The sequence below is a fragment of the Pseudomonas sp. LBUM1673 genome, assembly GCF_059695645.1.
Window position 1 is genome coordinate 255,333 of the sequence record NZ_CP166780.1, and the last position, 25,616, is coordinate 280,948.

Below are 25,616 nucleotides of genomic sequence, written 5' to 3' on the forward strand. Positions count from 1 at the left end.
TGGGCGGGAGTCTGCCATGAGCTTGCATGAAACCTTCGGTCAGCCGCTGCTGACCTTTCCCGACGCGGAAAAAAGCCCTCTGAGCATTCGCGCCAAGGCGCTGGTGTTTGTCGACCCGCGTTCCCGGCAGTTGCGCCAAGAGCTGGAACAATTGGCGCCACGTTCGATCTCGGTATTGATTCGCGGTGAAACCGGCAGCGGTAAAGAACTGCTGGCACGGCACATCCATCGCGCGAGTGACCGCGGCGGGTTGTTTGTGTCAGTCAATTGCGGCGCGATCAGCCCGACCTACGCCGACGCTGAATTGTTCGGCTATGCCGCCGGCAGTTACAGCGGTTCGGCCAGCAGTCGTGCCGGCTGGTTCGGTTCGGCCAACGGCGGCACCTTGTATCTGGATGAGATCGGTGACCTGCCGCTGCCGATCCAGATCAAGTTGCTCGCGGCCCTGGAAAACCACGAAGTCACTCGCGTCGGCGCTCACCAGCCGAGCCCGGTGGACGTACGTCTGGTGGCGGCCACCAGCATCGATCTGGCCCAGGCGGTGGCTGCCGGGAAATTCCATGAGCGGCTCTATCACTACCTCAGCGAAGGCCAGCTCGAACTGCCGGCATTGCGCGAACGGGTGGGCGATATTTTGTCGCTCGCCGAATACTTCCTCGGCATCTACAGCCAACGCCTCGACCTGCCGGTGCCATTGATCAGCGAAGCCGCGCAGCATCTGCTGGAGCAGCACAGTTGGCCGGGCAACACCCGGGAACTGGAGAACGTCATTCACTTTGCGTTGTTGGTGAGTACCGGCGACGAGATTTTGCCGGAGCATTTGAATCTGCCTGAGGCGCCCGTGTCGTTGCTACAGATCGAGCAGCACCTCAAACACATTCTCGGCAACGGTTCCGCCGCCGAGAAAGATGCCTTGAAAAGACTGCTCAAAGACGCCGACCTTTTGTAGGAGCGAAGCGCAAATCCATGTGGGAGCGGGCTTGCTCGCGAAGGCGGCGTGCCAGGCAACATTATTGTCGACTGACACATCGCCTTCGCGAGCAAGCCCGCTCCCACAGATGTGGTGGTTGTATGAACAAAATGGAATATGAAAGTGAATAAAAGATATTGTTCTGGAATAAAAAATCCCGGTATTGTCCGCGTCACGCCAGCAATAGCATTTCACTGGCACTCGTACTAACAGCCGTCGTCGATGACGACCGTGATTTTCGATAAGGACACTGCATGAAAAAGGTTCTGCTGTTCACCGCATTGGCGGCTGCCCTGACTGCGGGCCTGGCCCAGGCTGGCGAGAAACTGGTGGTTGCGGCAACCCCGATTCCACACGCCGAGATTCTGGAACTGATCAAGCCAACCCTCGCCAAAGAAGGCGTGGACCTGGAGATCAAAGTCTTCACCGACTACGTTCAGCCGAACGTACAGGTCGACCAGAAGCGTCTGGACGCCAACTATTTCCAGACCCTGCCGTACCTGAAAAGCTTCAACGAAGGCAAAGGCACTCACCTGGTGACCGTGATCGGCGTGCACGTCGAACCGTTCGGTGGCTACTCGAAGAAAGTCAAAACCCTGGCTGAGCTGAAGGACGGCGCAACCATCGCCATCCCGAACGAAGGCAGCAACAGCGGCCGTGCCCTGATCCTGCTGCAGAAGGCTGGCCTGATCGAGTTGAAAGACCCGAAAAATGCGCTGGCCACCCCGAAAGACATCGCCAAGAACCCGCACAACTTCAAGTTCAAGGAGCTGGAGTCGGCCATGCTGCCGCGTGTGCTGGATCAGGTCGACCTGGGCATGATCAACACCAACTACGCGTTGGACGCAGGTCTGAACCCGGCTAAAGACGCGCTGGTGATCGAAGGTGCCGATTCGCCTTACGTGAACTTCCTGGTGGCTCGTCCAGACAACAAGGACAGCGTCGCCATCCAGAAACTGGCCAAGGCCCTGACCAGCCCGGAAGTGAAGGCGTTCATCGACAAGAAATACAGCGGCGCGGTGCTGCCAGCGTTCTGATTTAACGCAGTCTCGAACCCCTTCAAGGTTTCAAACGCCGACGGCTGATATAGCGTCGGCGTTTTTTATTGAGAGTTCGTTCACCTGTAGCAAGAGGGCTTTTGTGGCGAGGGGGCTTGCCCCCGTTCGGCTGCGCAGCAGTCGCCGATCAGTCGATGAGGTGTGTCAGAGGGAGTCGGAATGCAGGTTTTAGGGCCGCTTCGCGGCCCAACGGGAGCAAGCTCCCTCGCCACAGGCTTCTCACTGACTCAAGATTCTCTTAAGTGAACAGCATTGCCAGCTACAGGGAACCTGCTCACCTCAGATCGGTCCAGGCCACCCTGGTCTTCAGCGCCTTGCGCAGCGCCACCAGCAATTTCACGATGTCCTGCGGATCCAGCCGCTGCGGCACTTTCAGGTCAGCCATTATTTCTCTTCCTTGTGATGGTTCGGCCGGGGAGTCTGGCCAAAAGCTGCACGTCCTTGGAGGGGGATTTTGAAAAAAAGATCCTTCCTGCAGCGCAAGGGAAAATAGCCGTCTTCCGCTGCCGCCGCAAATCCGCAGGATAGTTTTTTGCGTGATATCAATATGCTTTATCGGTATTTAAATTATTCTTTTTATACCTTTAAAGTCGGTGCCTGCCGGGTAGTTATCCACTGCCCATGGACTGCGTCATCGTCGCTTACCGAGTGGCGTACAGGGATGTTCAATGACTTTCGATTACGCTTTTATCCTTAGCACCCTGCCGGCGTTTCTCAACGCCGTGGGTGTGACGCTGCAGGTCGGCTTCATCGCCATCGGCACTTCGTTGCTGGTGGCGCTGATCAACGCGACGATCCTGGTGTTTCGCACGCCCTACCTTCAGCGCCTGGTCGGGCTGTACGTAGAACTGGCACGCAACACCCCACTGCTGATTCAGTTGTTCTTCGTCTACTTCGCCTTGCCGGCCCTGGGCATCAAGGTCTCGGGTTTCGCGGCTGCGATCATCACCATGACTTTTCTCGGCGGTGCCTACCTCACGGAAGTATTGCGTGCCGGTGTAGATGCGGTGCCCCAGGCGCAACTCGAGTCTGGCCGTTCCATCGGCTTGTCCCACGGCCAATTGCTGCGCTACGTGATTCTGCCGCAAGCCGGCATCCTCAGCCTGCCGTCGCTGTTCGCCAATTTCATTTTCCTGCTCAAGGAAACCACCGTGGTCTCGGCGGTGGCGGTGCCGGAGATTCTCTACACCACCAAGAGTTACATCGCGCTCTATTACAAAACCTACGAAATGCTCGCCGTGCTGACGCTGATCTGCGTGCTGCTGTTTTTGCCGTTGTCGCTGCTGCTCAGCCGTTTGGAAAGGAGGCTCCAGCATGGCCAGTTCGGGTCTTGAGTTGCTGTGGGTGTCGTTGCCGCAACTGGGCAAGGGCGCTGCGCAAACCTTGTCGATTTCTTTCCTGAGCATCGCCATCAGCACGGTGGGCGGTGTGCTCTACGGCGTGTTGCGCACGCTGAATGTGAGATGGCTGAACGCGATTTTGCGGGTCTATCTGGAGCTGTTCCGGGCAATCCCGGTGCTGGTCTGGCTGTATTTGCTGTTCTTCGGCTTGCCGATCTTTTTTGGGCTGAGCATTCCAAGCTTCTGGTGCGCGGTGCTGGTGTTGTCGCTGTGGGGCGCCAGCGAAGTCGGCGAAGTGGTGCGCGGTGCCTTGCATTCGTTGCCGCGCGGGCAACGTGAGGCCGGGTTGTCGATTGGCCTGGATGGCCCGCAACTCTACGGCTACGTGCTGCTGCCTCAAGCCTTGAAGCGCATGACGCCGCCGACCATCAACGTCTACACGAGGATCATCAAGACCAGCTCCCTGGCGGTGCTGATCGGCGTGGTGGACGTGATCAAAGTCGGCCAGCAGATCATCGAGCGCACCTACGAATCAGTGCTGATCTACGGCGCGCTGTTCCTGTTTTTCTTTTTCATCTGCTACCCGCTGTCGGCCGCATCCGGCGTGCTGGAGCGGCGCTGGACGCAAGCATGAGCGCATTGATCGAGTTCAAGGGTTTCAACAAGTTTTTCGGCGAGCAGCAGGTGCTCAACGGCATCGACCTGAAGGTAAAACCGGGCGAAGTGATCGTCATCCTCGGCCCCAGCGGCTGTGGCAAAAGCACCTTGCTGCGCTGCCTCAACGGCCTGGAAGTGGCTCACAGCGGCAGCTTGAATTTTGCCGGGCGCGAGTTGCTGGATAAGGGCACCGACTGGCGCGAAGTGCGTCAGCAGATCGGCATGGTGTTCCAGAGTTATCACCTGTTCCCGCACATGAGCGTGCTCGACAACCTGTTGCTCGGCCCGCTCAAGGTGCAGAAACGCGAACGCCGTGAGGCGCGTATCCAGGCTGAAGCCTTGCTGGCGCGTGTGGGCCTTTTGGACAAACGTGACGCCTTCCCGCGCCAGCTCTCCGGCGGTCAGCAGCAACGCATCGCCATCGTCCGATCGTTGTGCATGAACCCCAAGGTCATGCTCTTCGACGAAGTCACCGCCGCCCTCGACCCGGAAATGGTCAAGGAAGTGCTCGAAGTGATTCAGGGCCTGGCCCGCGAAGGCATGACCCTGTTGATCGTCACCCACGAAATGGCGTTTGCCCGCGCCGTGGCCGACCGCATCGTGTTCATGGACGCCGGGCGCATCCTTGAGCAACACCCACCCGAGATTTTCTTTACGAACCCGCAAACCGCACGAGCGCAGCAGTTCCTGGAGAAGTTCTCCTACGTCGCCGCACTACCCAAAACGACTCAAACAAAGGAATTGGAACTGCCATGAAAACTGCCAAGTCTTCTCTGCTGCTACTCCCGCTGTTCAGCCTGGCGCTGCTGGCCGGCTGCAACAAAACCGAAGAACCGGCGAAGCCGAAAGTCGCAAGCGTTAGCACCGCACCGGCCGGTTACCTGGAAAAAATCAAAGCCCGGGACAAGCTGATCGTCGGCGTCTTTACCGACAAACCGCCGTTCGGCTTTGTCGATGAGGCCGGGCGCTACGTGGGGTTCGATACCGACATCGGTCGCCAATTCGCCAAGGATCTGTTGGGCGACGAGAACAAGGTCGAATTCGTTGCGGTGGAGCCGGCGAGCCGGATTCCGTTCCTGCAAAGCGACAAGGTCGACTTGATCCTGGCCAACATGACCGTCACCCCGGAGCGCAAGGAAGCGGTGGAATTCACCAATCCGAATTTGAAAGTCGCGGTGCAGGCGTTGGTGCCGCAGGCAAGCTCGGTGAAGAGCCTCGATGACCTGGCGAGCCGCACCACCATCGTCACCACGGGCACCACGGCGGATATCTGGCTGACCAAGAATCATCCAGACTGGAAACTGCTGAAGTTCGAGAAAAACTCCGAGTCCCTGCAAGCCCTGGCCAATGGTCGCGGCGACGCGTATGCCCAGGACAACCTGGTGCTGTTCAGCTGGGCCAAGCAGAACCCGGGCTACCGCGTACTGGAGGAAAAACTGGGTGCCGAAGCACCGATTGCGCCAGCGGTGAAGAAGGGCAACATCGAACTGCGTGATTGGGTGAATGCGGAGTTGGCGAAGCTGGGGGAGGAGAAGTACTTGCTCAAGCTGTACGACCAATATGTGCGTAAGGAATTGAGCGATGACACCAAGCCTGAGAGCGTGATTGTCGAGGGTGGGAAGTGGCAGGGGTGATTTGCTTCAGATGATCGTTCCCACGCTTTGCGTGGGAATGCAGCCAGTGACGCTCTGCGTCACAGCCGCAGGGACGCGGAGCGTCCCGAGAGGCATTCCCACGCAGAGCGTGGGAACGATCAGTGTGTCTCAATCCGGCCAATACCACACCGGCTCATCCAGCATCCGCTGCCCGACCATCCCGGTCTGGCCGAAGTCCTTTTCCAGCACAATGCAATTGCACTCCGGGTCTTGCTGCAACGCCCAGATCAACCGCCGCGCATGGGATACCACCCACACCTGACACTGTTCGGACGCTCGGATGATCAAGCGCGCCAACGCCGGCAACAGGTCCGGATGCAGACTGGTCTCCGGCTCGTTCAACACCATCAACGTCGGCGGCCGGGGTGTAAGCAATGCCGCGACCAGCAGCAGATAGCGCAACGTTCCGTCCGACAACTCGGCGGCGGATAACGGCCGCAACAGCCCTTCCTGATAAAACTCGATCGCAAACCGTCCCCCCTGCAACGGCTCGATGCTCAGCCGCGCGCCGGGAAAGGCATCGCTGATAGCCGCCTGCAATGCCTCGGGATCGCCGATTTCGATGATGGTCTGCAAGGCTGCCGCCAGGTCGCGACCGTCGTGGTGCAGCACTGGCGTGCGGGTGCCGAGTTGCGGTTGGCGAACCGGTGCGTCGGCGTCACTGCGAAAGTGATCGTAGAAGCGCCAGCGACGGATGAACTCGCGTAATTCCAGAACCTCTGGCGAAGAACGCAAGCTGCCGACCTGATCGAACAGGCTGTCGAAATTCGGCGTGTGCTGAGCCAGTACATCCCAGCTGCGATTGGCTCGGGCACGGATCATCGGGCCGTCGCGATCCACCAGCAGGCTGGCCGGACGATAAATCGGCCCGGCCCAGACGCATTCACGCTTGATTTGCGGGTCGAGGTTGAAGCGTGACGGAATAGGTGAGCTGTGTTCGGGCAGCATGAAGTGGCCGTTGGAATCGGGCAGCCCGAGGCTGATCGAGTAGCTGAAATCCTCACCGGCAAACCCCAGCCGCAGTCGTTTGACGCCGTGTCTCACCGTTGCCTCGACCGGGACTTCGCCATTGCGCATGCGTCGGGTGACGTTTTCGGGGCCGGCCCAGAACGTCGAATCCAGCCCACCCTCACGAGCTAACGCATTGACCACGCCACCCTGAGCGGTTTCCGCCAGCAGGCGCAAGGCGCGGTAGAGGTTGGATTTGCCGCTGCCGTTGGGGCCGGTGATCAGGTTCAACCGGCCCAGCGGAATCACCAATTTATTGATCGAACGGTAATTGGCCACCGCGAGGGTTTTGAGCATGGGTAGCTTCCTGCTGCATGGTTCGTCATTCTGCCTTATTGTCAGCAACACGGTGATCCCTGTGGCGAGGGGGCTTGCCCCCGTTGGGTTGCGAAGCAGCCCTAAAACCAGTCACCGCGTTTCTTTCAGGATCACTGCGTCAGCCGGTTTACGACTGCTGCGCAGTCGAACGGGGGCAAGCCCCCTCGCCACAGGTAATCGCCTCAGCCACAGGGAATGCAGTAACCCCGTGCACCTGTTGAACCCTGTTCTAAGCTCACAGTCGTATCGTCACTGGCACGTTCGTACAACGCAAAGGAGTCTGCATGGCGGGTCCCGGATTGAAATTAATGGTTGGCTTGAGCCTCTTCGCCTTGCTGACCGCCTGTGAAGATAAAAAGCCCGTCGAAAAGGACCGTCCGCGAGTCTTCGTGCAAGAGGTCAAGCCAACCGATTACGCCGCCGCGGTGACACTCACGGGTGATGTTCAGGCGCGGGTACAAACCGAATTGTCATTCCGCGTGGGTGGCAAGATCATCCAGCGCATGGTCGACGTCGGTGACCGGGTTTCGGCCAAACAAGTGCTGGCCAGACTCGACCCCAAAGACCTGCAAACCAATGTCGACTCGGCTCAGGCTCAGGTCGTGGCCGAACAGGCCCGGGTTAAACAAACCGCCGCAGCCTTCGTTCGCCAGCAAAAACTTCTGCCCAAGGGCTACACCAGCCAGAGCGAATACGACTCCGCCCAAGCCGCCTTGCGCAGCAGTCAGAGCGCGCTGACCGCTGCTCAAGCGCAATTGGCCAACGCCCGTGATCAACTGAGTTACACCGCGTTGATTGCCGATGCGCCAGGGGTGATTACTGCGCGCCAGGCCGAGGTCGGCCAGGTGGTGCAAGCCACGGTGCCGATTTTCAGCCTGGCCCGGGACGGCGAGCGTGACGCGGTGTTCAACGTGTACGAATCGCTGCTGGCCGAGCCGCCGTCGGATAGATCGATTGTGGTCAGCCTGCTCGACAATCCGAAGATCAAGACCACGGGCACCGTTCGGGAAGTCACCCCGGCAGTGTCCGCGCAGACCGGCACAGTGCAAGTCAAAGTCAGTCTCGACCGTCTCCCCGAGGGCATGCAACTCGGGTCAGTGGTGAGCGCCACCGCCAAGCCAGTCGGTAAAGCCGCGGTGGAACTGCCCTGGTCGGCCCTGACCAAAAACCTCAGCGACCCGGCCGTATGGCTGGTGGATGCCGAGGGCAAGGCGCAGCTGCACACCGTCACCGTCGGGCGTTACCTGACCGGTAAAGTCATTGTCAGCGCCGGCCTCAACGGTGGCGAAAAAGTCGTCACCGCGGGGGGCCAATTGCTGCATCCGGGCGTGCGGGTGGAGATCGTCGAAAACACCTACCAGACCCCGACGACAGGAGCCCAACCATGAAGCGCCTGTTGCTGTTGTCCGCTGCTGTGCTGCTGGTCGCTTGCTCCAAGGAGGAAGCGCCGCCAGAACCGGTGCGGCCGGTGTTGTCCGTGGAGGTGAAAGCGCTCAATCAAGAAGACCTCGGCCGGTTTGCCGGCAGTATTCAGGCCCGTTACGAAAGCAACGTCGGTTTCCGGGTGCCGGGGCGTATCGCCAGTCGTAATGTCGATGTCGGCGCCGAAGTCCAGAAGGGCGCCTTGCTTGCCACCCTCGACCCCACTGATCAGCAGAACCAGTTGCGCTCGGCTCAGGGCGATCTGGCGCGCGTTCAGGCGCAGCTCATCAACGCCCAGGCCAACGCCCGGCGTCAGCAGGAACTGTTCAATCGCGGGGTTGGCGCGCAGGCGCAACTGGACATCGCCCAGACCGACCTGAAAACCACCCAGGCGTCCCTCGATCAAGCCAGGGCCGCGGTCGATCAGGCGAAGGACCAACTCAACTACGTCGAGCTGCGCACCGACCACAAAGCCATTGTCACCGCGTGGAACGCCGAAGCCGGGCAAGTGGTCACGGCCGGCCAGCAAGTGGTGACCCTGGCACAGCCGGACATCAAGGAAGCGGTGATCGACTTGCCTGACACTCTGGTCGATCAGTTGCCAGACGACGTGGTGTTCCAGGTTGCCTCACAACTGGACCCGAGCATCACCAGCACCGCCATCGTGCGTGAAATCGAACCCCAGGCCCAAAGCGCAACCCGTACCCGTCGCGCCCGCCTGAGCCTGACCGATACGCCGCCGGGCTTTCGCCTCGGCACGGCGATCAGCGTGACCCTCAGCTCCGCGATCAAGCCGCGCCTCGAACTGCCGGTGAGCGCGCTGCAGGAGGTCGATGGAAAGCTGCGGATCTGGATCGTTGATCCGCAGACGCAAACCGTTTCTCCACGGGAGGTCAGCCTGATCAGCCGGACCGATGCCACGGTGGTCCTGGCCAACGGCGTGAAGTCCGGCGAGCGGGTGGTCAGTGCGGGTGTGAACAGCCTCAAACCGGGGCAGAAAGTGAAAATCGATGAGGACAGCCCGCAATGAAAGGGAGTTTCAACTTATCCGAATGGGCCCTCAAGCATCAGTCGTTTGTCTGGTATTTGATGTTCGTCGCGCTGCTGATGGGCGTGTTCTCGTACCTGAACCTGGGGCGCGAAGAAGACCCGTCGTTCACCATCAAAACCATGGTGATCCAGACCCGCTGGCCCGGCGCGACCCAGGAAGAAACCCTCAAGCAGGTCACCGACCGGATCGAGAAAAAACTCGAAGAACTCGACTCGCTCGATTACGTGAAAAGCTACACCCGCCCCGGCGAATCAACGGTTTTCGTTAACCTGCTCGACACCACCAGCGCCAAGGACATCCCGCAAATCTGGTACCAGGTGCGCAAGAAGATCAACGACATCCTCGGCGACTTCCCCCAGGGCCTGCAAGGGCCGGGCTTTAACGATGAGTTCGGCGACGTGTTCGGTTCGGTGTATGCCTTTACCGCCGACGGCTTGTCGATGCGCCAGTTGCGCGATTACGTGGAGCAGGTGCGTGCCGAAATCCGCGAAGTCCCGGGGTTGGGCAAGGTCGAGATGGTCGGCGAGCAAGATGAAGTGCTGTACCTGAACTTCTCCACCCGCAAACTCGCCGCGCTCGGCATCGATCAGCGTCAGGTGGTGCAGAGCCTGCAGTCGCAGAATGCCGTGACCCCGGCTGGGGTGATCGAGGCCGGTCCGGAGCGGATCTCGGTGCGGACCTCGGGGCAATTTGCCTCTGAGAAAGACCTGGCCAACGTCAACCTGAAGCTCAACGACCGCTTCTACCGACTGGCCGACATCGCCAACATCAGCCGTGGCTACGTCGATCCGTCGACCCCGGAGTTTCGCTTCAACGGCCAGCCAGCCATCGGCCTGGCGATCGCCATGAAAAAGGGCGGCAACATTCAGGAATTCGGCAAGGCGCTGCACCTGCGCATGAACGAGCTGACGGCGGACCTGCCGGTGGGTGTTGGCGTGCATAACGTTTCCGACCAGGCCGAAGTGGTGGAAGAAGCCGTCGGCGGCTTCACCAGTGCGTTGTTCGAAGCGGTGGTGATCGTGTTGATCGTCAGCTTCATCAGTCTCGGTGTACGTGCCGGGTTGGTGGTGGCGTGCTCGATTCCGTTGGTGCTGGCGATGGTCTTCCTCTTCATGGAATACAGCGGCATCACCATGCAGCGGATTTCCCTCGGTGCGCTGATCATCGCCCTCGGCCTGCTGGTGGACGACGCGATGATCACGGTGGAGATGATGGTCACGCGCCTGGAAATGGGTGAAACCAAAGAGCAAGCGGCGACCTTCGCCTACACCTCGACCGCATTCCCGATGCTCACCGGCACGCTGGTCACCGTGGCCGGTTTCGTGCCGATCGGCTTGAACGCAAGCTCCGCCGGCGAGTACACCTTCACGCTGTTCGCGGTGATCGCGGTGGCCATGCTGGTGTCGTGGATCGTCGCCGTGCTGTTCGCCCCGGTGCTCGGTGTGCACATTCTGAGCGCCAAGGTGAAACCTCATGACGCAGAGCCAGGGCGCATCGGTCGGGCGTTCAATGGCGGCCTGCTCTGGGCGATGCGCAATCGCTGGTGGGCCATCGGCATCACCGTGGCGCTGTTTGTGCTCTCGGTGTTTTCCATGCAGTTTGTGCAGAACCAGTTCTTCCCGTCCTCGGACCGCCCGGAAATTCTCGTCGACCTGAACCTGCCGCAAAACGCTTCGATCGCCGAAACCCGCATGGTGGTGGATAAGCTCGAAGCGACGTTCAAGGATGATCCGGACATCGTGCGCTGGAGCACCTACATCGGTGAAGGGGCGATCCGTTTCTACCTGCCCCTCGACCAGCAATTGCAGAACCCGTACTACGCGCAATTGGTGATCGTCAGCAAAGGCCTGGAGTCACGCACGGCCCTGACGGCACGTCTGCAAAAGCGCCTGCGTGAAGAGTTCGTCGGTGTCGGCAGCTACGTACAGGCATTGGAAATGGGCCCGCCGGTGGGGCGGCCGATTCAGTACCGGGTCAGCGGCAAAGACATCGATCAGGTGCGCAAACACGCCATCGCCCTGGCCACCGAACTGGATAAGAACACCCACATCGGCGAGATCATTTACGACTGGAACGAGCCGGGTAAAGTGCTGCGCATCGATATCGCCCAAGACAAGGCGCGGCAACTGGGGCTGTCGTCGGAAGACGTGGCGAACCTGATGAACAGCATCGTCGTCGGCTCACCGGTAACGCAGGTCGATGACGATATATACCTGATCGACGTGGTCGGTCGTGCTGAAGATGCCGAACGCGGCAGTCCGGAAACCTTGCAGAACCTGCAGATCGTCACTCCCGGCGGCACCTCGATTCCACTGCTGGCGTTTGCCACGGTGCGTTATGAACTCGAGCAGCCGTTGGTGTGGCGTCGTGATCGTAAACCGACCATCACTATCAAGGCTGCGGTACGCGATGAAATTCAGCCGACCGACCTGGTGAAACAACTGCAACCGGACATCGACAAATTCGCCGCCAGTTTGCCGGTGGGCTACAAAGTTGCCACCGGCGGTACGGTGGAGGAAAGCGGCAAGGCCCAGGGCCCGATTGCCAAAGTCGTGCCGTTGATGCTTTTCTTGATGGCGACCTTCCTGATGATCCAGTTGCACAGTGTGCAGAAGCTGTTCCTGGTGGCCAGCGTCGCACCGCTCGGGTTGATCGGCGTGGTGCTGGCGCTGATCCCGACCGGTACGCCCATGGGCTTCGTGGCGATCCTCGGGATTCTGGCGCTGATCGGCATCATCATCCGCAACTCGGTGATCCTGGTGACCCAGATCGAATCTTTCGAGAAGAGCGGCTACACGCCATGGGACGCAGTGGTGCAGGCCACGGAACATCGGCGCCGACCGATTCTGTTGACGGCGGCGGCAGCGAGCATGGGGATGATCCCGATTGCCCGGGAAGTGTTCTGGGGGCCGATGGCCTACGCGATGATTGGCGGGATCATCATTGCGACGTTGCTGACGCTGCTGTTTTTGCCGGCGCTGTACGTGGCCTGGTACAAGATTCGCGAGCCGAAGAAAGAGGTGCAGTAATTGATGCATTGATCGTTCCCGAGTGACGTTTGGGAACGGTCCTACTTACATGGCCAGTGCGTTGCTGTAGGGTCCCTTTCCAAATGGAGGAGGGACTTCGATGTCATTGATGACCTATTGTCTGCACTATGTGCTGTTGCTTGGCGCTCTGTTGTTTTCACCCTCGACGCTGGCCGGCAGTGTGCTGGAAAATTCGCTGTGGCGCGTCGAACTCGACCCCGCCACGCTGGCGATCCGCGTCATCCCCGCACAAAATTCCCCAGTGCAAGCCTCGTCGGGCGTTATTGGGCACAAGGTCAGCGATCTCAAGCAAAGCGCCAATCGTCTGGACTGGGAGTGGGATGACGGCGCCTGGACGCTGAATGCCGCCCTCGATCAGCGCGATCTTTCCCTGTCCATCACTGCCCGCGATCCCGGTGAACTCAGCTTTCTCAAACAGCCCGGCAGTGCCATGGGCAAAGGTCTGATCTGGCCGCTGGCCGAGGGGCATTACGTGCCTGCCGGTGATTCTCTGTGGCAAACCTTTCTGCTCGATCAGGGGGAATTCAACACAACCCAAGACCTGAGTTTGCCGTTGTGGGGCGTTGATCACGGTGGTTTCACGCTGAACTGGCTGTTGACCAACCCTTACAACAATCGTTTGAGTTTCAGCGCCGAAGACAAGACCCTGGCGCTGGCTGCGCGTCATGAGTTCACCGTCCTTGAACCCGACACCTCGCTGACTTTCAAACTGTCGCTGGGTGATGCCGATCGGTTGGCCGGTGCCAAGCGCTATCGGCAATGGTTGGTCGATAACGGGCAATACGAAACTTTGAGCGACAAACTGCTGAAAACCCCCGAGGCCAAAAAACTACTGGGGGCCAGTCATATTTATCTGTGGGGTAACGACTTGCTTGGACCTGAGGATGTGCGCAGTTGGCCGGCGCTGCTGAAGGTCTTGAGAGGGAACGGCGCATTGGCCAGTGAATTGCGCGCTAGCTTCGACGCTGAAACCCGGCAGATTCTTGCCAACGCCCAACCGCAGCTCGACCAATATCAGCAAATCACGCTGGTGCGGAGCCTCAATGGCGCACTGAACAAAATGGCACGAAACGGCTGGCAGTCGGTCGGCGAACCGGACATGCAAAAACTCGCTGACGGCTACGGCCAGGTGCGTGCGCAACTGGCGACAGCGTTCGCCGAGGCGTTGACCGCGCCCCCTGAACGCTGGGGCAGTACATTGTCGCCGCGGACCTTTGAACGATTGAGGGCTGCCGGGTTACCGCGCTTATGGTTAGGTCTCGGTGAAGGCTGGGAGGGCGGTCTCTGGCATCCTGAAACAGTGCGTCAAGGCGTTGCGAACGGATACTTGATAGCGCCTTACGACTCCTATGAAACCGCGCTCGCCACCACTGAAAATCCGGACTGGACCACTGCGCATCTGGGCTCCCGGGCGAACCTTGAGTGCGCAATTGTTTTAAATACCGGCGCATTCAAAAGCGGTTTCCAGCAATCGGGGCATTACACTGATCCGCGCTGTGTGCGGCCATTGCTTGAGGCTCGAATTAGAGCGGTTCAGGCCAAGGCCGGGTTCAATAGCTGGTTTCTCGATGCTTACGCCACGGGCATGTTATTCGACAGCTACCGCTCGGGTGCCACCATGACTCAGGCGCAAAACGCCGAGCACAACATCGAGGCTTCACGCTGGGTGAACGAGGTCATGCAATTACCTGCCGGTTCCGAGGACGGCAACGCCACCACGTCCCTCGGCGTGTTGTTTACTCATGGCATGCAGACACCGGTGATCGGCTGGGGTGATGTGGATATGAGCAAAGACCCAAAGTCGCCCTATTACCTGGGCCGCTGGTTCCCTGGTGAACAGCCGCAGGTGTTTTTCAAATCCGTGCCGCTCAAGGAACCCTATCGCACGGTTCACTTTGCGCCGCAAACCCGTCTTCCGCTATACCAGGCGGTATTCCACGGCTCGTTGATCACCACCCATCATTGGCTGTTCGATAGTCTTAAACTGAGCAATGTGCGGGCCGAGAACGAACTGATGCAGTTGCTTTACAACGTGCCACCGCTCTATCACCTGAGTGCGGCGACCCTGAAGCAGCGATTACCGGTGGTTGCTCGACAGGATGCGTTCTTCCGCCCGCTGCATGAGCGTCTGGCGACTCAGGCGATGACAGATTTTCGTTGGCTGACCGAGGATCGTCAGGTGCAGCAGACAACGTTTGCCGATGGAACACGGTTGGTGGCGAACTTTGATTTGCACGAACGTGAGGTTGATGGGCAACGACTGGCCGGGCAAAGCATTACCGCGTTTGACGCGGATGGGGGGGTGGCGACCTATCAGGTCGCTGTGCAACGTTAAGAAATTTTTGGAAGCTGATTACACCGACTTGCGCCAAACACTCGCCAACCAAGGCTGCTGCTCCCGCGGCAGCCCCGCCGGCCGGTAGTAATGCTCCAGCTCCACAAACCCCGCCTCAGTCAACAGCTCCTGCCACGCCTGAAGATCGTAATACGCCCCATATCGCGGCCCGTTCCAGCCTTCCTGATTTTCACCACGCGGGTTTGAACTGAACAACACCCCACCCGGTTTCAACGCCTCGCGCAGATGCTTCAACACCCGAGGTAATTCCTGACTCGGGATGTGGAACAGCACCGCATTGGCAAAAATCCCGTCAAATCGATCGGCCGGCAAATCGAGTTTCAGAAAGTCCTGCTGCCAGACTTCGCAGCCACTGTCCTCCCGCGCCATCTGCGCAAACTTTTCCGAACCGTCGAGGCCGACAGCGGTGTGGCCCAGGCGCGTGAAGGTTTTCAGGTCACGACCAGGGCCGCAGCCAAAGTCGAGAAGGGTGAACGGCGCCTCACCCTGAATATGCCGCAACAGGGCGCTGATATTCTGGCTGACATCGTGATCGCGAGTGCCTTCCCGGAAGTCCTCGGCCACCGCGTTGTAATGGCCCAGGGTGGTAGAGGTGATCTGCTTCAGGTCGTCGGGAGTCTGTTTCATGGTCGGCTGCGCAGGCAATTGGGATTCGCCGAATATACGCCATGACGCCGGGGGCTGCTGCGCAGCCATTCGCGGGCAAGCCTCGCTCCTACAGGAGTACGACATAAATCCTGTAGGAGCGAGGCTTGCCCGCGAAGGCGATATCACTGAAAACCAATGACTTCAGCCAGGCTCAAGGTTTGTTAAAGACCGATGTCAGTGAATTGTCGGGTGGCAGCTGTACGTAGGTTAGTAGGCCGGTCAATAGGAAAACCGGTGCACCCGAGGATGCCCAGCGTACAGCCACCAAATCCTCAGGTCTGTTTCATCCCCAGGCATTCGATGGACCGATCAACCATCGCCTTGGCGATCTCCAGCAAATGCCAGACGGAGAACACCAATGCCCGATCGGCGCCCTTGAGTTGATCGCCACACTGATACGCCGTGACCGAGGCGCAGCGCAGCAGATCAGCGACATAGAGCTGGGCGTCTTCGAAGCTCACGTCTTTGCTGACGTTGTAGAAGCGTAATTCATCGGGAGCCGTCGGCTGCTTGCCGGTGAGGTGGAAATCGATCGCACGGTAGAGCGCCGATCGATCCCTGAGCGGGTCTTCAGTGGCGGTTTCGTTGGTGGGGGTTTCGGGAGGTGGATCGGGTACGGATTTTTTCATTGGTAAAACTCCTGGAATTAATTGGAGCCAACCGTTATCGCGACTAAACGAATAGGGGTGGCGGCTGCACGCAGGTTAGTCGACCGGTCTCCAGGCAACACCGGCGCACCCGAGGGTGCCCTGCGCACAGCCACCATAACTTTCAGGCAATGAAAACACCTGGAATGAGGTAGCGCTGTGCGCCTGGAAAGATCCGGGCGACTAAACCCGATCACTGATGAGCAGTGACGGACCGAGACTAGCCACGGAATTTGGCAGGCGCAAGCGAGCGGAATGATCTAGGAAACGTCCTGCAAATGAAAGGGATCTGGCCTGCTGGCCAACTGATTTTCCTGTGCGAAAACTTCCCTTCTGAGGTCGGTGATTACCCGTGGCGAGGGGGCTTGCCCCCGTTCGGCTGCGCAGCAGTCGCAAAACCTGCTGGCCGGTTTTATCTGACACACCTTATTGAATGGTTTGGGGGCCGCTTCGCAGCCCAACGGGGGCAAGCCCCCTCGCCACAAAGGTGCTCTCACCGCAATGAGAGCTCAACGCTTGTTCAACCCCCGCGCCAACCGATCCCCACCCAACTGAATCACCGCCACCAACACCACCAGCAACACAATCACCGTCAACATGATCTGGCCATCAAACCGCTGGTACCCATATCGATAAGCAATGTCGCCCAACCCACCGGCCCCAATCGCCCCGGCCATGGCCGACGAGTTGATCATCGTCACCAACGTAATGGTGAACCCGCCGACAATCCCCGGCAACGCCTCAGGCAAAAGCACATGCCAGACGATATGCCAGCGTCGGCAGCCCATCGCCTGCGCCGCTTCGATCAACCCATGGTCGACTTCCCGCAAACTGACCTCGGCAATGCGCGCGAAGAACGGCGTAGCGGCGATGGTCAACGGCACCACAGCAGCCCACACGCCATACGTGGTGCCGACGATCAGCCGGGTAAACGGAATCAACGCCACCATCAAAATCAAAAACGGAATCGAGCGAAACAGATTCACAAACGCACCCAACGCGCGGTTCAGCCCCGGTGCTTCGTAGATCCCGCCCTTTGAACTGGTGACCAAAATCACCGCCAACGGAATGCCCGCCAGTAGCGCGATCAGCGACGACACTCCAACCATCAAAAACGTGTCGATAAAACCCTGAAGCAACCGATCAAACCACATAACCCAGCACCTCCACCTGTTGCGCCCAGTTGCCAGCGCGCTGACGCAATTCCTCGGCACCGAGGGACGAGCCGGTCACCGCCAGCAGTAATTGCCCCAAGACATGCCCCTGAATCCGTTCCACGCCCCCTTGCAGCAAGCGCACGCGGCCACCGAGGGCGCTGAACAGCGCCGCCAGGTCTGGCTCGTCGCTGGCGCTGCCGGTAAATTGCAAACGCAGCACCACGGCAGCATCTGAAGACTGCGGTTGTGGACGCAGGCGGCTTTGCAGCTCTTCCGGCAGACCGTGTTGCAATGGCGCGAGCAAGGTCTTGCTGACCTCATGTTGCGGGTTGCCAAAGACTTCCCAGACCGGCCCTTGCTCGACTATTCGTCCGTGTTCCAGCACGACGACCCGATCACAGATATCGCGAATCACCGCCATCTCGTGGGTGATCAGCACGATGGTCAGGCCCAGGCGCTGATTGATCTCGCGCAACAGGCCGAGGATCGATTGCGTGGTCTCTGGATCCAGCGCCGAAGTCGCCTCGTCACACAATAGAATCTCCGGGTCATGCACCAGCGCGCGGGCGATGCCGACGCGCTGTTTCTGCCCGCCGGAAAGCTGCGCCGGGTAGGCTTTGTGTTTCTCTTGCAGGCCGACCAATTCCAGCAATTCGCGGACTTTCCGCTCGCGCTGCTCTTTGGGCACACCGGCCACTTTCAGCGGCAATTCGACGTTCTGCCAAACCGTCTTGGCCGACATCAGATTGAAGTGCTGGAAGATCATGCCGATCCGCCGGCGCAGCGCCACCAACCGGGCTTCATCAAACTCGCCGATGTCGACCTGATCGATCAGCACCCGCCCGCTGCTCGGTTGTTCGAGGCGGTTGATGGTACGGATCAGCGACGATTTGCCGGCGCCGCTGCGCCCGATGATGCCGAACACTTCGCCGCGCTGGATCGCCAGGTCGATGCCGTGCAGGGCCGCCACCGGACCTTGCTGGCCGTTGTAGGTTTTGCCCAGGCCGATGAAGCGCACGTGAGCGCGATTGAGGTCTGGGTGCAGTTCGGTTTGTGTGGCGTTATGTGGCTCCGGAAGTTCCAGTCGCCGTTGGATCGCGGCCGTCATGCTCAGCTTTCCCAGCCGGCTTGATAGAGCTTGCCGTGGGCCTTATCCAGCGCTGCACGAACGGCGGGCGAATGCTGGTAGATGTCGACGAATTTGATCAGCCGCGGGTCGGTTTTGCTTTTCGGCTGGATCACAAACTGGATCACGTACTCCTTGTGATCAAGACCGTCGAACAGCAGGGCGGAGCTGGCATCGAAGGTCTTCGACAGACGGATGTAGGCTGGGTAGCCCTGAACCAGATCGGCGTCGTCGTAGGCACGCACCAGCTGCACGGCTTCGACCTGAAGGATTTTGATTTTCTTCGGGTTGGCGATGATGTCTTCTTCGGTGGCCTTGTAGCCGACGCCCGGTTTGAGCGTGATCAGGCCAGCCTTGGCCAGCAGTTGCAGACCACGACCGCTGTTGATCGGGTCATTGGCGATGGCCACGCTGGCGCCTTCGGGCAACTCGTCGAAGCTTTTGTATTTTTCGAGTAGAGGCCGACGTTGTTGATGATGCCCGGGGCGAACGGCACCAGATCAAAACCGGCGGCGGCCTTGGCGTTTTCCAGGAACGGGATGTGCTGGAAATAGTTCACGTCGATGTCGCCCGAAGCGAGGCTGACGTTGGGGGCGATCCAGTCGCTGAACTCCACCAGTTCGACTTTCAGGCCTTGTTTGTTGGCTTCTTCTACTGCGGCTTCCAGGGGAATGGCGAAGGCGGCGGTGGTGCCGACTTTCAGTGGTGCGTCGGCGGCGAAGGTGATGGAGCTGAAGAGGCCGAGGGCCAGGGCCAGTGCTTTGACTGGGTGAGAGAGGTAGGTCTTTTTCATGATGGGGTTTCCAGTCAGTGCATTAAATTTTTGGTGTCTGTTCGGGCCTCATTGCGGGCAAGCCCGCTCCCACAGTGTTCTCGGGTGTTCACACAATCCCTGTGGGAGCGGGCTTGCCCGCGATGCTTTTAGCGGCGAAAAGCCGACCCGGAATGTTGCTCAGGCAAATGCGCTTCGCCGTGAAACAGCTTTTCCCGCAGGCTGCCGTTGTCGTATGCGGTCTTGTACGACCCTCTGCGCTGCAACTCCGGAATCACCAGCTCAATGAAATCCACATAGCTTTCCGGGGTGACGATCCGTGTCAGGTTGAAGCCATCCAGGCCGGTTTCCGCGATCCACGATTCCAGCTCATCGGCCACTTGTTCCGGCGAGCCGACCACGGTGATGTAGCGGCCACCGAGGGCGTGTTGTTCCAGCAGTTTGCGGCGGGTCCAGTCGTTGTTTTGCAGGTTCTTGGTGGCGGACTGGATGGCGTTGCTCTTCACGTACTGGATCGGTTCATCGAGTTCGTACTCGGAAAAGTCGATCCCGGTGGACGCCGAAAAGTGCGCCACACCGGCCTCGGCGCTGGCGTAGCTCAGGTATTCGGCGTGCTTCTTCCAGGCCAGCGCCTCTGTCTCACCGACGATCACGTTCAAGCCCATGAACACCTTGATGTCCCAGGGATTGCGCCCGGCCTCGACGACGCTGGCGCGAACTTTGTCCACCTGGACCCGGGTCGCCGGTTTGTTCTGACCGCTGATGAACACACACTCGGCATGCCGACCGGCGAACAGCAGACCGCGATCGGAACTGCCGGCCTGGAACAGCACCGGGGTGCGTTGCGGCGATGGCTCGCAGAGGTGATAACCCTCGACCTGATAGAACTCGCCCTTGTGCTCGACCTTGTGCACTTTCGCAGGTAAGGCGTAAATCCGTTGTTCGCGGTCGTTGAGCACCGCGCCGTTTTCCCAGCTGCCTTCCCAGAGTTTGTAGAGCACTTGCAAGTATTCATCGGCCTGGTCGTAGCGGCGGTCGTGTTCCACCTGTTCGCTCAGGCCCATGGCCTTGGCGGCGCTGTCGAGGTAGCCGGTGACGATGTTCCAGCCGACCCGCCCACGGCTCAAATGATCGAGCGTCGACATGCGACGGGCGAACAGATACGGCGGCTCGTAGGTCAGGTTGGCGGTGAGGCCGAAGCCGAGGTTTTTGGTGACCGCGGCCATGGCTGAGACCAGCAGCAGCGGGTCGTTGACCGGCAACTGGATCGACTCTTTGAGCGGCACATCCACCGAGTTCTGATAGACGTCGTACACGCCGACGATGTCGGCGATGAACAGACCGTCGAACAGTCCGCGCTCCAGTAACTGCGCCAGTTCAGTCCAGTATTCGATGGTTTTGTATTGGGTCGACGTGTCTCGTGGATGCGTCCACAGGCCGTGATTGATGTGCCCGATGCAGTTCATGTTGAACGCGTTGAGCAGGATCTTCTTTTTGGCGTCGGCCATCAGATGGTCCCCCGCAACGGCGGGTTTTCATCGTTGAGGTAGTAGTTGCCGACAGCGTGATACTTCCAGCGCACCGGGTCGTGCAGGGTATGCACCCGGGCGTTGCGCCAGTGGCGATCGAGGCCGTGCTCGATCAGGGTCGCCTGACTGCCGGCCAACTCGAACAACGTGCTGCCGGCGGCGAGGGAGATTTCGGTGCTGATGGCCCGTGCTTCGGCGACGGCAATCGACGCGGCGGCGACGGTCTCGGCATTGGTGTCGGCCTGAGCCTGATCGAGGAATTCGCCGGAGCGTTCCAACAAGGCTTCGGTGGCGTGCAGGCGAATGCTCAAGTGGCCGAAACTCTTGATCGTCAGCGGGTCTTCGGTGGCTTTGTCGTTGCCGGAATCAATCCATGGGCGAGTCTTGGTGCGCACAAAATGCAACGCATCCTCATACGCGGCGCGGGCAATGCCGGTGTCGATAGCGGCGTGGAGAATCTGCGCCAACGGGCCGACAGTGGTCGGGCGCTCGAACGCGCTTTGAAACGGGATTACGTCTTCGGCCGCGACGTAGACATCCTCGAATACCACCGAACCACTGCCGGTGGTGCGCTGACCGAAGCCGCTCCAGTCGTCGATCACCGTCAGGCCTTTGCTGTTGCGCGGGACGAAAGCCAATTGCTGCGCACCGTTTTCGTCCACCACTGACGTCGGGATGCGCTGGGCGTAAATCGCGCCGGTGGCGTAGAACTTGCGCCCGTTGATGCGGTAGCCGTTGCCGTCAGGGACCAGGCTGGTGACGCGATCATGGGCAGTTTTGGTGCCCAGCTCCGCGAGTGCATTGCCAAAGCGCTGACCGGCTAACACCTCTGCGTATAGGCGCTTTTTCTGCTCATCAGTGCCGTTCACGCGCAGCACTTCCAGGGCATAGAAATGGTTTTGTGGAATCTGTCCGAGTGAACCGTCAGCCTGGGCGATCAAGGCAATCACCTTGGCCAGGGTGACGTTGGAAACCCCGGCGCCGCCGTATTCTTTTGGCACGCTGATGCCCCAAAGACCCGAGTGGGAAAACACTTCCAGCTCCGGGTGCGGCAAACGACGTTCGCGGTCGCGCAGGGCGCTGTCGCGTTTGAAATCGTCGGCCAGGTCACTGGCGACGATCAGGGCTTGCTCATCGCTGGTGATGACCGCGACGTGGCGAGAAAGAGTCATGTGTTTCTCCAGAGATCTGGTCGTTAAATCCAGGAGTGGCGAGCCGGCAAAATGCCGTTCAAGTGGTAAGTGCCAACCGCGTGATACTTCCAGCGCACCGGGTCGTGCAATGTGTGCACCCGGGCATTGCGCCAGTGTCGGTCGAGGTTGAATTCGGCGAGGGTCGCGCGGCTGCCGGCCAGTTCGAAGAGTTTTTCGCTGGCCAGCAGCGAGATCTCGGTGGTCAGCACTTTGGCTTCGGCCACGGCAATCGAGGCGCGTGCCGCGGACTCGGCGGTGAATGGTGCTGCGTTAACCTGGTCGAGCACTTGCCCGGCCTTGCGCAGCAGCGCTTCGGCGGCGTGCAGTTCGATTTTCAGCTTGCCGATGTCGGCGATCACGTAGAGATCGTCACTGGCCCGTTCGACCTTGGCGTCAATCCAGGGGCGTGCGCGTTTTTGCACGAACTCGATGGCGTCATCGATGGCGCCCCGGGCGATGCCGGCGTCGATGGCCGCTTGAATCAGTTGCGACACGGCGCCCTGGATATTCGGGCTGTCATTGATCTTCCAGTTATCCACCACCAGCTCAGCGTCGACCCGCACGTTGTTGAGCAAAATGGTGCCGCTGGCAGTGGTGCGCTGGCCGAAACCTGACCAGTCATCAACGATGCGCAGGCCCGGGGTGCCACGACGGACGAAGGCCAGCACTTGCTTGCCGTCGTCGTTCAGCGCCTTGACGGCCACCCAGTGGGCGAACAATGCGCCGGTGGAATAGAACTTCTGCCCATTGATGACGAAGCCATCACCATCGGCGGTGATCCGCGCCTTGAGTTCGAGGGTATTTTTGGTCCCGCGCTCCGGCCCCGCGTTACCGATTCGCCAGCCTTCGAGCGCACTTTTGAACAGCTGCTTTTTCTGCGACTCGGTGGCGCTGCCGAGTATCAGGTTGATAATCCCGAACTGGTTCTGCGGGATCTGCCCCAAGGCCGGGTCGGCCGCGGAAATGATCGCGAATACCGAGGCTAAGGTGACGAATGAAACCTGTGGGCCACCGTACTCACGGGGGATGGCAATGCTGCCCAGGCCGCTGCGGGTGAACTGTTCGACTTCCGACCACGGCAACTTGCGCTGCTGGTCACGTTTGGCTGCTTGCAGGCGGGCAACTTGTGCCAGCTCATGGGCAGCCTTGATGGCTTGTGCGTCGTTGCGCAAAACCTGCGCGGGCAACAACAACGGGGCGATGTCCAGATCACTCTGGACGATTGCATCTGCCAGACTGGACATCAATGCCGCTCCTTGGCTGCACGCAATGCCCTGGCGATTTGCACTGGGGTGATTGTGTTCCGGACCATACCTACCTCACATTTCATGGAAGCGCCGCGATGGTTGCGGCGAACGAAAAACACGAATGTCCGGTGGTCCGGTGCATATACCCTAATCGCGTATAAATAATTAATGAACTAACTTTTAGGAATATGTATAGAAGGTCTGCTCTGAACCCTGTGGCGAGGGGGCTTGCCCCCGTTCGGCTGCGAAGCAGTCGTAAATCCTGCCTATGCGGTTTGCCTGACACACCTCATTGGAAAGGGCTGGGGCCGCTTCGCGACCCAACGGGGGCAAGCCCCCTCGCCACAAAGGCCCCCTCCCCAAAGAGGTCGGTGTTTACAGCAAGCTTTTTCACTTCTTTCGGGGTTCAGCGGCCATGAGCGCTTCTTTCGGCGGCACTTTCAGGTAAGGATTGGCACAGCCGATTTTCAGTGTGCGTGCCGGTGCCCAACGGGAGTTGTTACCCACCCGGTCGAGGATGCAGTAGGTCACTTCCAGTCGAAGGTCTTCGCCGGCTTCGAGAATGATCGCCGGCGGCACCCAGACCTGAATCGGCTGACCCACATCGCCGGCCTTGAGCTTGGGCAGGTCCATGCGCACATCGCCCCAGCGCAGGGTGATTTCGTCGTCGGCGGCCATGTTCAGGTACGGCTCGATGGTCAACGGGACACCGCGTTTGACCTGGTTCCGATTGACCCCCTGACGACGAATGGTCTCGGGGATGAACACGGGCGCCAGGCTCTGGTTTTCCTCATCGCAAAGGGGCGAGGGCTGGCCTCCCGGGCAATCGAGTTTGATCTGGACACGCGCCGCCGGTGATGCTGCGGGCCCTTGTCCGACCTGCATGACCTTGTAATGAATACGTGCAGAACCATTGGCGATGAAGCTTTCCGGTACCCGCAAACTCACCGCTTTGTCGCCATGGTCGGCACCCAATACGCTGGAGGCCACGTAGCAGTTATTCCAGAACAGCTCGATCAGGTCGCCTTCGTCCATGCCGGGGTAGGGTGGCACGTCGATCATAAGATGAGCGGCCGAGGTGATGTTGATGCCGGCCTTGTGGCTTTGCGCCAGGGTCGGGGCTGCAAGTTCGGGTTTGTTCGAAGTGCTTGTCATGGGGTTTCTCTCCTTGAAGCCTTGCCGCGAAGTCCGTTTCTGAAAGATCGAAAAGCGTGAACTACCAAGCAACAAAACGATTCAATATTCGTGCATTTAAATAATGATTGAGTGTGATGGTTGGTGCCTGTTGGAGACTAGATAAGAGTGCGCTTGAATAGGTGTCAATAGCGTTGATTGGTTAAAGGTTGGTTCTTGGGTTATTCAGAAATTTCCTACGCAGTGTAGTTAATAAACCACATTGCTCCGTCGAATTTAGTCCGACTTCTGGTGGTTTTTACGCCTTGGTGGGAGCAACCCGTTGACGATGGATGGCGAGAGATTTTATGGATTTTAGGCGGCATGAATCTGTTGCAGGACATATATATGTACCGCATGGAATGGAGGGGAGTTATCTATGATTGGGGGAATCAAATAAGTCGTTGGAGGCTGTCATGAAACTTTATAAAGCAGGGTCAATGTCACTTCCGTCCATGGAAGTTGACACTTTTCGAGTGGGGCAGCACTAAGCGTTATTAAGAAACTTGCTGAGAAACTGCTTCGTCCGTTCTTCTTTCGGATTGGCAAACAGTGCCTTGGCTTCGCCTTGTTCGACGATCACTCCTTTGTCGAAAAACACCACTCGGTTGGCCACGTCCCGGGCAAAGCCCATTTCGTGGGTGACGATCACCATGGTGCGTTTCTCCTCGGCCAGGCCGCGGATGGTCGCCAACACTTCTCCCACCAATTCCGGGTCCAGCGCTGAGGTCGGTTCATCGAACAGGATCACTTCCGGTTCCATCGCCAGCGCGCGGGCAATCGCCACACGCTGTTGCTGACCTCCGGACAGGCGTCGCGGGTAAGCGTCTTCCTTGCCCGCCAGGCCGACCTTGGCCAACAGTTTTTTACCCAAAGCAACGGCTTCGGCATGTGGGATCTTTTTCACCACCAGCGGGCCTTCGATGACGTTTTCCAGGGCCGTGCGATGGGGAAACAGGTTGAAGTTCTGGAACACGAAACCCACGTGCTGGCGCAAGCGCCGTACCAGGCTCTGCTGCTGGTTCAGGGGGCGGCTGCCATCGATCTCGATGTCGCCGACCTTGATCCGGCCGCTGCTAGGCTCCTCGAGAAAATTCAGGCAACGCAGGAAGGTGGTCTTGCCCGAGCCGCTGGGGCCGATGATCGCCACCACCTCGCCTTCCTTCACTTCAAGATCGATGCCGTTGAGCACGACTTGACCCTTGAACTGCTTTGTCAGTTTTTCCACGACAATCATGG

General features: G+C 59.3%; 20 protein-coding genes and 1 pseudogene. 10 read left to right on the top strand and 11 right to left on the bottom strand.

Annotated features, from left to right (window positions below):
* The first annotated feature begins 16 nt into the window (after positions 1-16).
* The 6 genes from ACA044_RS01120 to ACA044_RS01145 all read left to right on the top strand — a co-directional run bounded on the left by ACA044_RS01120 (position 17) and on the right by ACA044_RS01145 (position 5,659).
* Positions 17-949 (top strand): sigma 54-interacting transcriptional regulator, encoded by a 933-nt coding sequence (locus ACA044_RS01120; protein WP_497444793.1) that lies wholly within the window; start codon positions 17-19, stop codon positions 947-949.
* 275 nt (positions 950-1,224) lie between these two features.
* On the top strand, positions 1,225-2,007 hold the full coding sequence (locus ACA044_RS01125) for a MetQ/NlpA family ABC transporter substrate-binding protein (RefSeq protein ID WP_497444794.1): 783 nt from the start codon (positions 1,225-1,227) through the stop codon (positions 2,005-2,007).
* Between the two features lie 689 nt (positions 2,008-2,696).
* Positions 2,697-3,362, top strand: coding sequence for an amino acid ABC transporter permease (locus ACA044_RS01130; protein ID WP_497444795.1), 666 nt, complete (start codon positions 2,697-2,699; stop codon positions 3,360-3,362).
* The gene (locus tag ACA044_RS01135) at positions 3,343-4,002 is read left to right on the top strand and encodes an amino acid ABC transporter permease (protein WP_497444796.1); all 660 of its coding nucleotides are present in this window, start codon (positions 3,343-3,345) and stop codon (positions 4,000-4,002) included. The genes ACA044_RS01130 and ACA044_RS01135 overlap by 20 nt, the downstream gene beginning before the upstream one ends.
* On the top strand, positions 3,999-4,781 hold the full coding sequence (locus ACA044_RS01140) for an amino acid ABC transporter ATP-binding protein (protein WP_497444797.1): 783 nt from the start codon (positions 3,999-4,001) through the stop codon (positions 4,779-4,781). Before ACA044_RS01135 ends, ACA044_RS01140 begins: the two co-directional genes overlap by 4 nt.
* On the top strand, positions 4,778-5,659 hold the full coding sequence (locus ACA044_RS01145) for a transporter substrate-binding domain-containing protein (protein ID WP_497444798.1): 882 nt from the start codon (positions 4,778-4,780) through the stop codon (positions 5,657-5,659). The genes ACA044_RS01140 and ACA044_RS01145 overlap by 4 nt, the downstream gene beginning before the upstream one ends.
* Positions 5,660-5,788: 129 nt before the next feature.
* Here the strand turns inward: ACA044_RS01145 and ACA044_RS01150 are convergent, their stop codons facing one another.
* On the bottom strand, positions 5,789-6,985 hold the full coding sequence (locus ACA044_RS01150; protein ID WP_497444799.1) for an AAA family ATPase: 1,197 nt from the start codon (positions 6,983-6,985) through the stop codon (positions 5,789-5,791).
* 305 nt (positions 6,986-7,290) lie between these two features.
* On the opposite strand from ACA044_RS01150, the gene ACA044_RS01155 reads away from it, so the two are divergent.
* From ACA044_RS01155 to ACA044_RS01170, 4 genes are all read left to right on the top strand, one after another.
* On the top strand, positions 7,291-8,394 hold the full coding sequence (locus ACA044_RS01155; RefSeq protein WP_497444800.1) for an efflux RND transporter periplasmic adaptor subunit: 1,104 nt from the start codon (positions 7,291-7,293) through the stop codon (positions 8,392-8,394).
* Positions 8,391-9,458, top strand: a complete 1,068-nt coding sequence (locus ACA044_RS01160; protein WP_497444801.1) for an efflux RND transporter periplasmic adaptor subunit — start codon at positions 8,391-8,393, stop codon at positions 9,456-9,458. Before ACA044_RS01155 ends, ACA044_RS01160 begins: the two co-directional genes overlap by 4 nt.
* Complete coding sequence (locus tag ACA044_RS01165; RefSeq protein ID WP_497444802.1) at positions 9,455-12,508, top strand: efflux RND transporter permease subunit; 3,054 nt, start codon at positions 9,455-9,457, stop codon at positions 12,506-12,508. Before ACA044_RS01160 ends, ACA044_RS01165 begins: the two co-directional genes overlap by 4 nt.
* A 100-nt stretch (positions 12,509-12,608) precedes the next feature.
* Positions 12,609-14,864, top strand: a complete 2,256-nt coding sequence (locus tag ACA044_RS01170) for a glycoside hydrolase (RefSeq protein WP_497444803.1) — start codon at positions 12,609-12,611, stop codon at positions 14,862-14,864.
* 18 nt (positions 14,865-14,882) lie between these two features.
* Here the strand turns inward: ACA044_RS01170 and ACA044_RS01175 are convergent, their stop codons facing one another.
* The 10 genes and pseudogenes from ACA044_RS01175 to tcyN form a co-directional block, all read right to left on the bottom strand.
* Positions 14,883-15,512, bottom strand: a complete 630-nt coding sequence (locus ACA044_RS01175; protein WP_497444804.1) for a class I SAM-dependent methyltransferase — start codon at positions 15,510-15,512, stop codon at positions 14,883-14,885.
* A gap of 293 nt (positions 15,513-15,805) precedes the next feature.
* Positions 15,806-16,162, bottom strand: a complete 357-nt coding sequence (locus ACA044_RS01180; protein WP_497444805.1) for a DUF6124 family protein — start codon at positions 16,160-16,162, stop codon at positions 15,806-15,808.
* A 527-nt stretch (positions 16,163-16,689) separates the two neighbouring features.
* Complete coding sequence (locus ACA044_RS01185) at positions 16,690-17,334, bottom strand: methionine ABC transporter permease (RefSeq protein WP_497444806.1); 645 nt, start codon at positions 17,332-17,334, stop codon at positions 16,690-16,692.
* Positions 17,324-18,445 (bottom strand): methionine ABC transporter ATP-binding protein, encoded by a 1,122-nt coding sequence (locus ACA044_RS01190; RefSeq protein ID WP_497444807.1) that lies wholly within the window; start codon positions 18,443-18,445, stop codon positions 17,324-17,326. The genes ACA044_RS01185 and ACA044_RS01190 overlap by 11 nt, the downstream gene beginning before the upstream one ends.
* A gap of 2 nt (positions 18,446-18,447) precedes the next feature.
* A pseudogene (locus ACA044_RS01195) lies at positions 18,448-19,256 on the bottom strand (MetQ/NlpA family ABC transporter substrate-binding protein).
* A 128-nt stretch (positions 19,257-19,384) separates the two neighbouring features.
* Positions 19,385-20,743, bottom strand: a complete 1,359-nt coding sequence (locus tag ACA044_RS01200) for an LLM class flavin-dependent oxidoreductase (RefSeq protein WP_497444808.1) — start codon at positions 20,741-20,743, stop codon at positions 19,385-19,387.
* A complete protein-coding gene (locus ACA044_RS01205; protein ID WP_497444809.1) occupies positions 20,743-21,936 on the bottom strand; it encodes an SfnB family sulfur acquisition oxidoreductase in 1,194 nt (397 codons plus the stop codon). Before ACA044_RS01205 ends, ACA044_RS01200 begins: the two co-directional genes overlap by 1 nt.
* A gap of 23 nt (positions 21,937-21,959) precedes the next feature.
* Positions 21,960-23,201: an SfnB family sulfur acquisition oxidoreductase gene (locus ACA044_RS01210; RefSeq protein WP_497444810.1), complete on the bottom strand. Its 1,242-nt coding sequence runs from the start codon at positions 23,199-23,201 to the stop codon at positions 21,960-21,962.
* A gap of 393 nt (positions 23,202-23,594) precedes the next feature.
* Entirely contained in the window at positions 23,595-24,359 is a 765-nt protein-coding gene (locus tag ACA044_RS01215) for a hypothetical protein (protein ID WP_497444811.1), read from the bottom strand.
* 505 nt (positions 24,360-24,864) lie between these two features.
* On the bottom strand, positions 24,865-25,614 hold the full coding sequence (tcyN, locus tag ACA044_RS01220) for an L-cystine ABC transporter ATP-binding protein TcyN (protein WP_497444812.1): 750 nt from the start codon (positions 25,612-25,614) through the stop codon (positions 24,865-24,867).
* Positions 25,615-25,616: the final 2 nt, after the last annotated feature.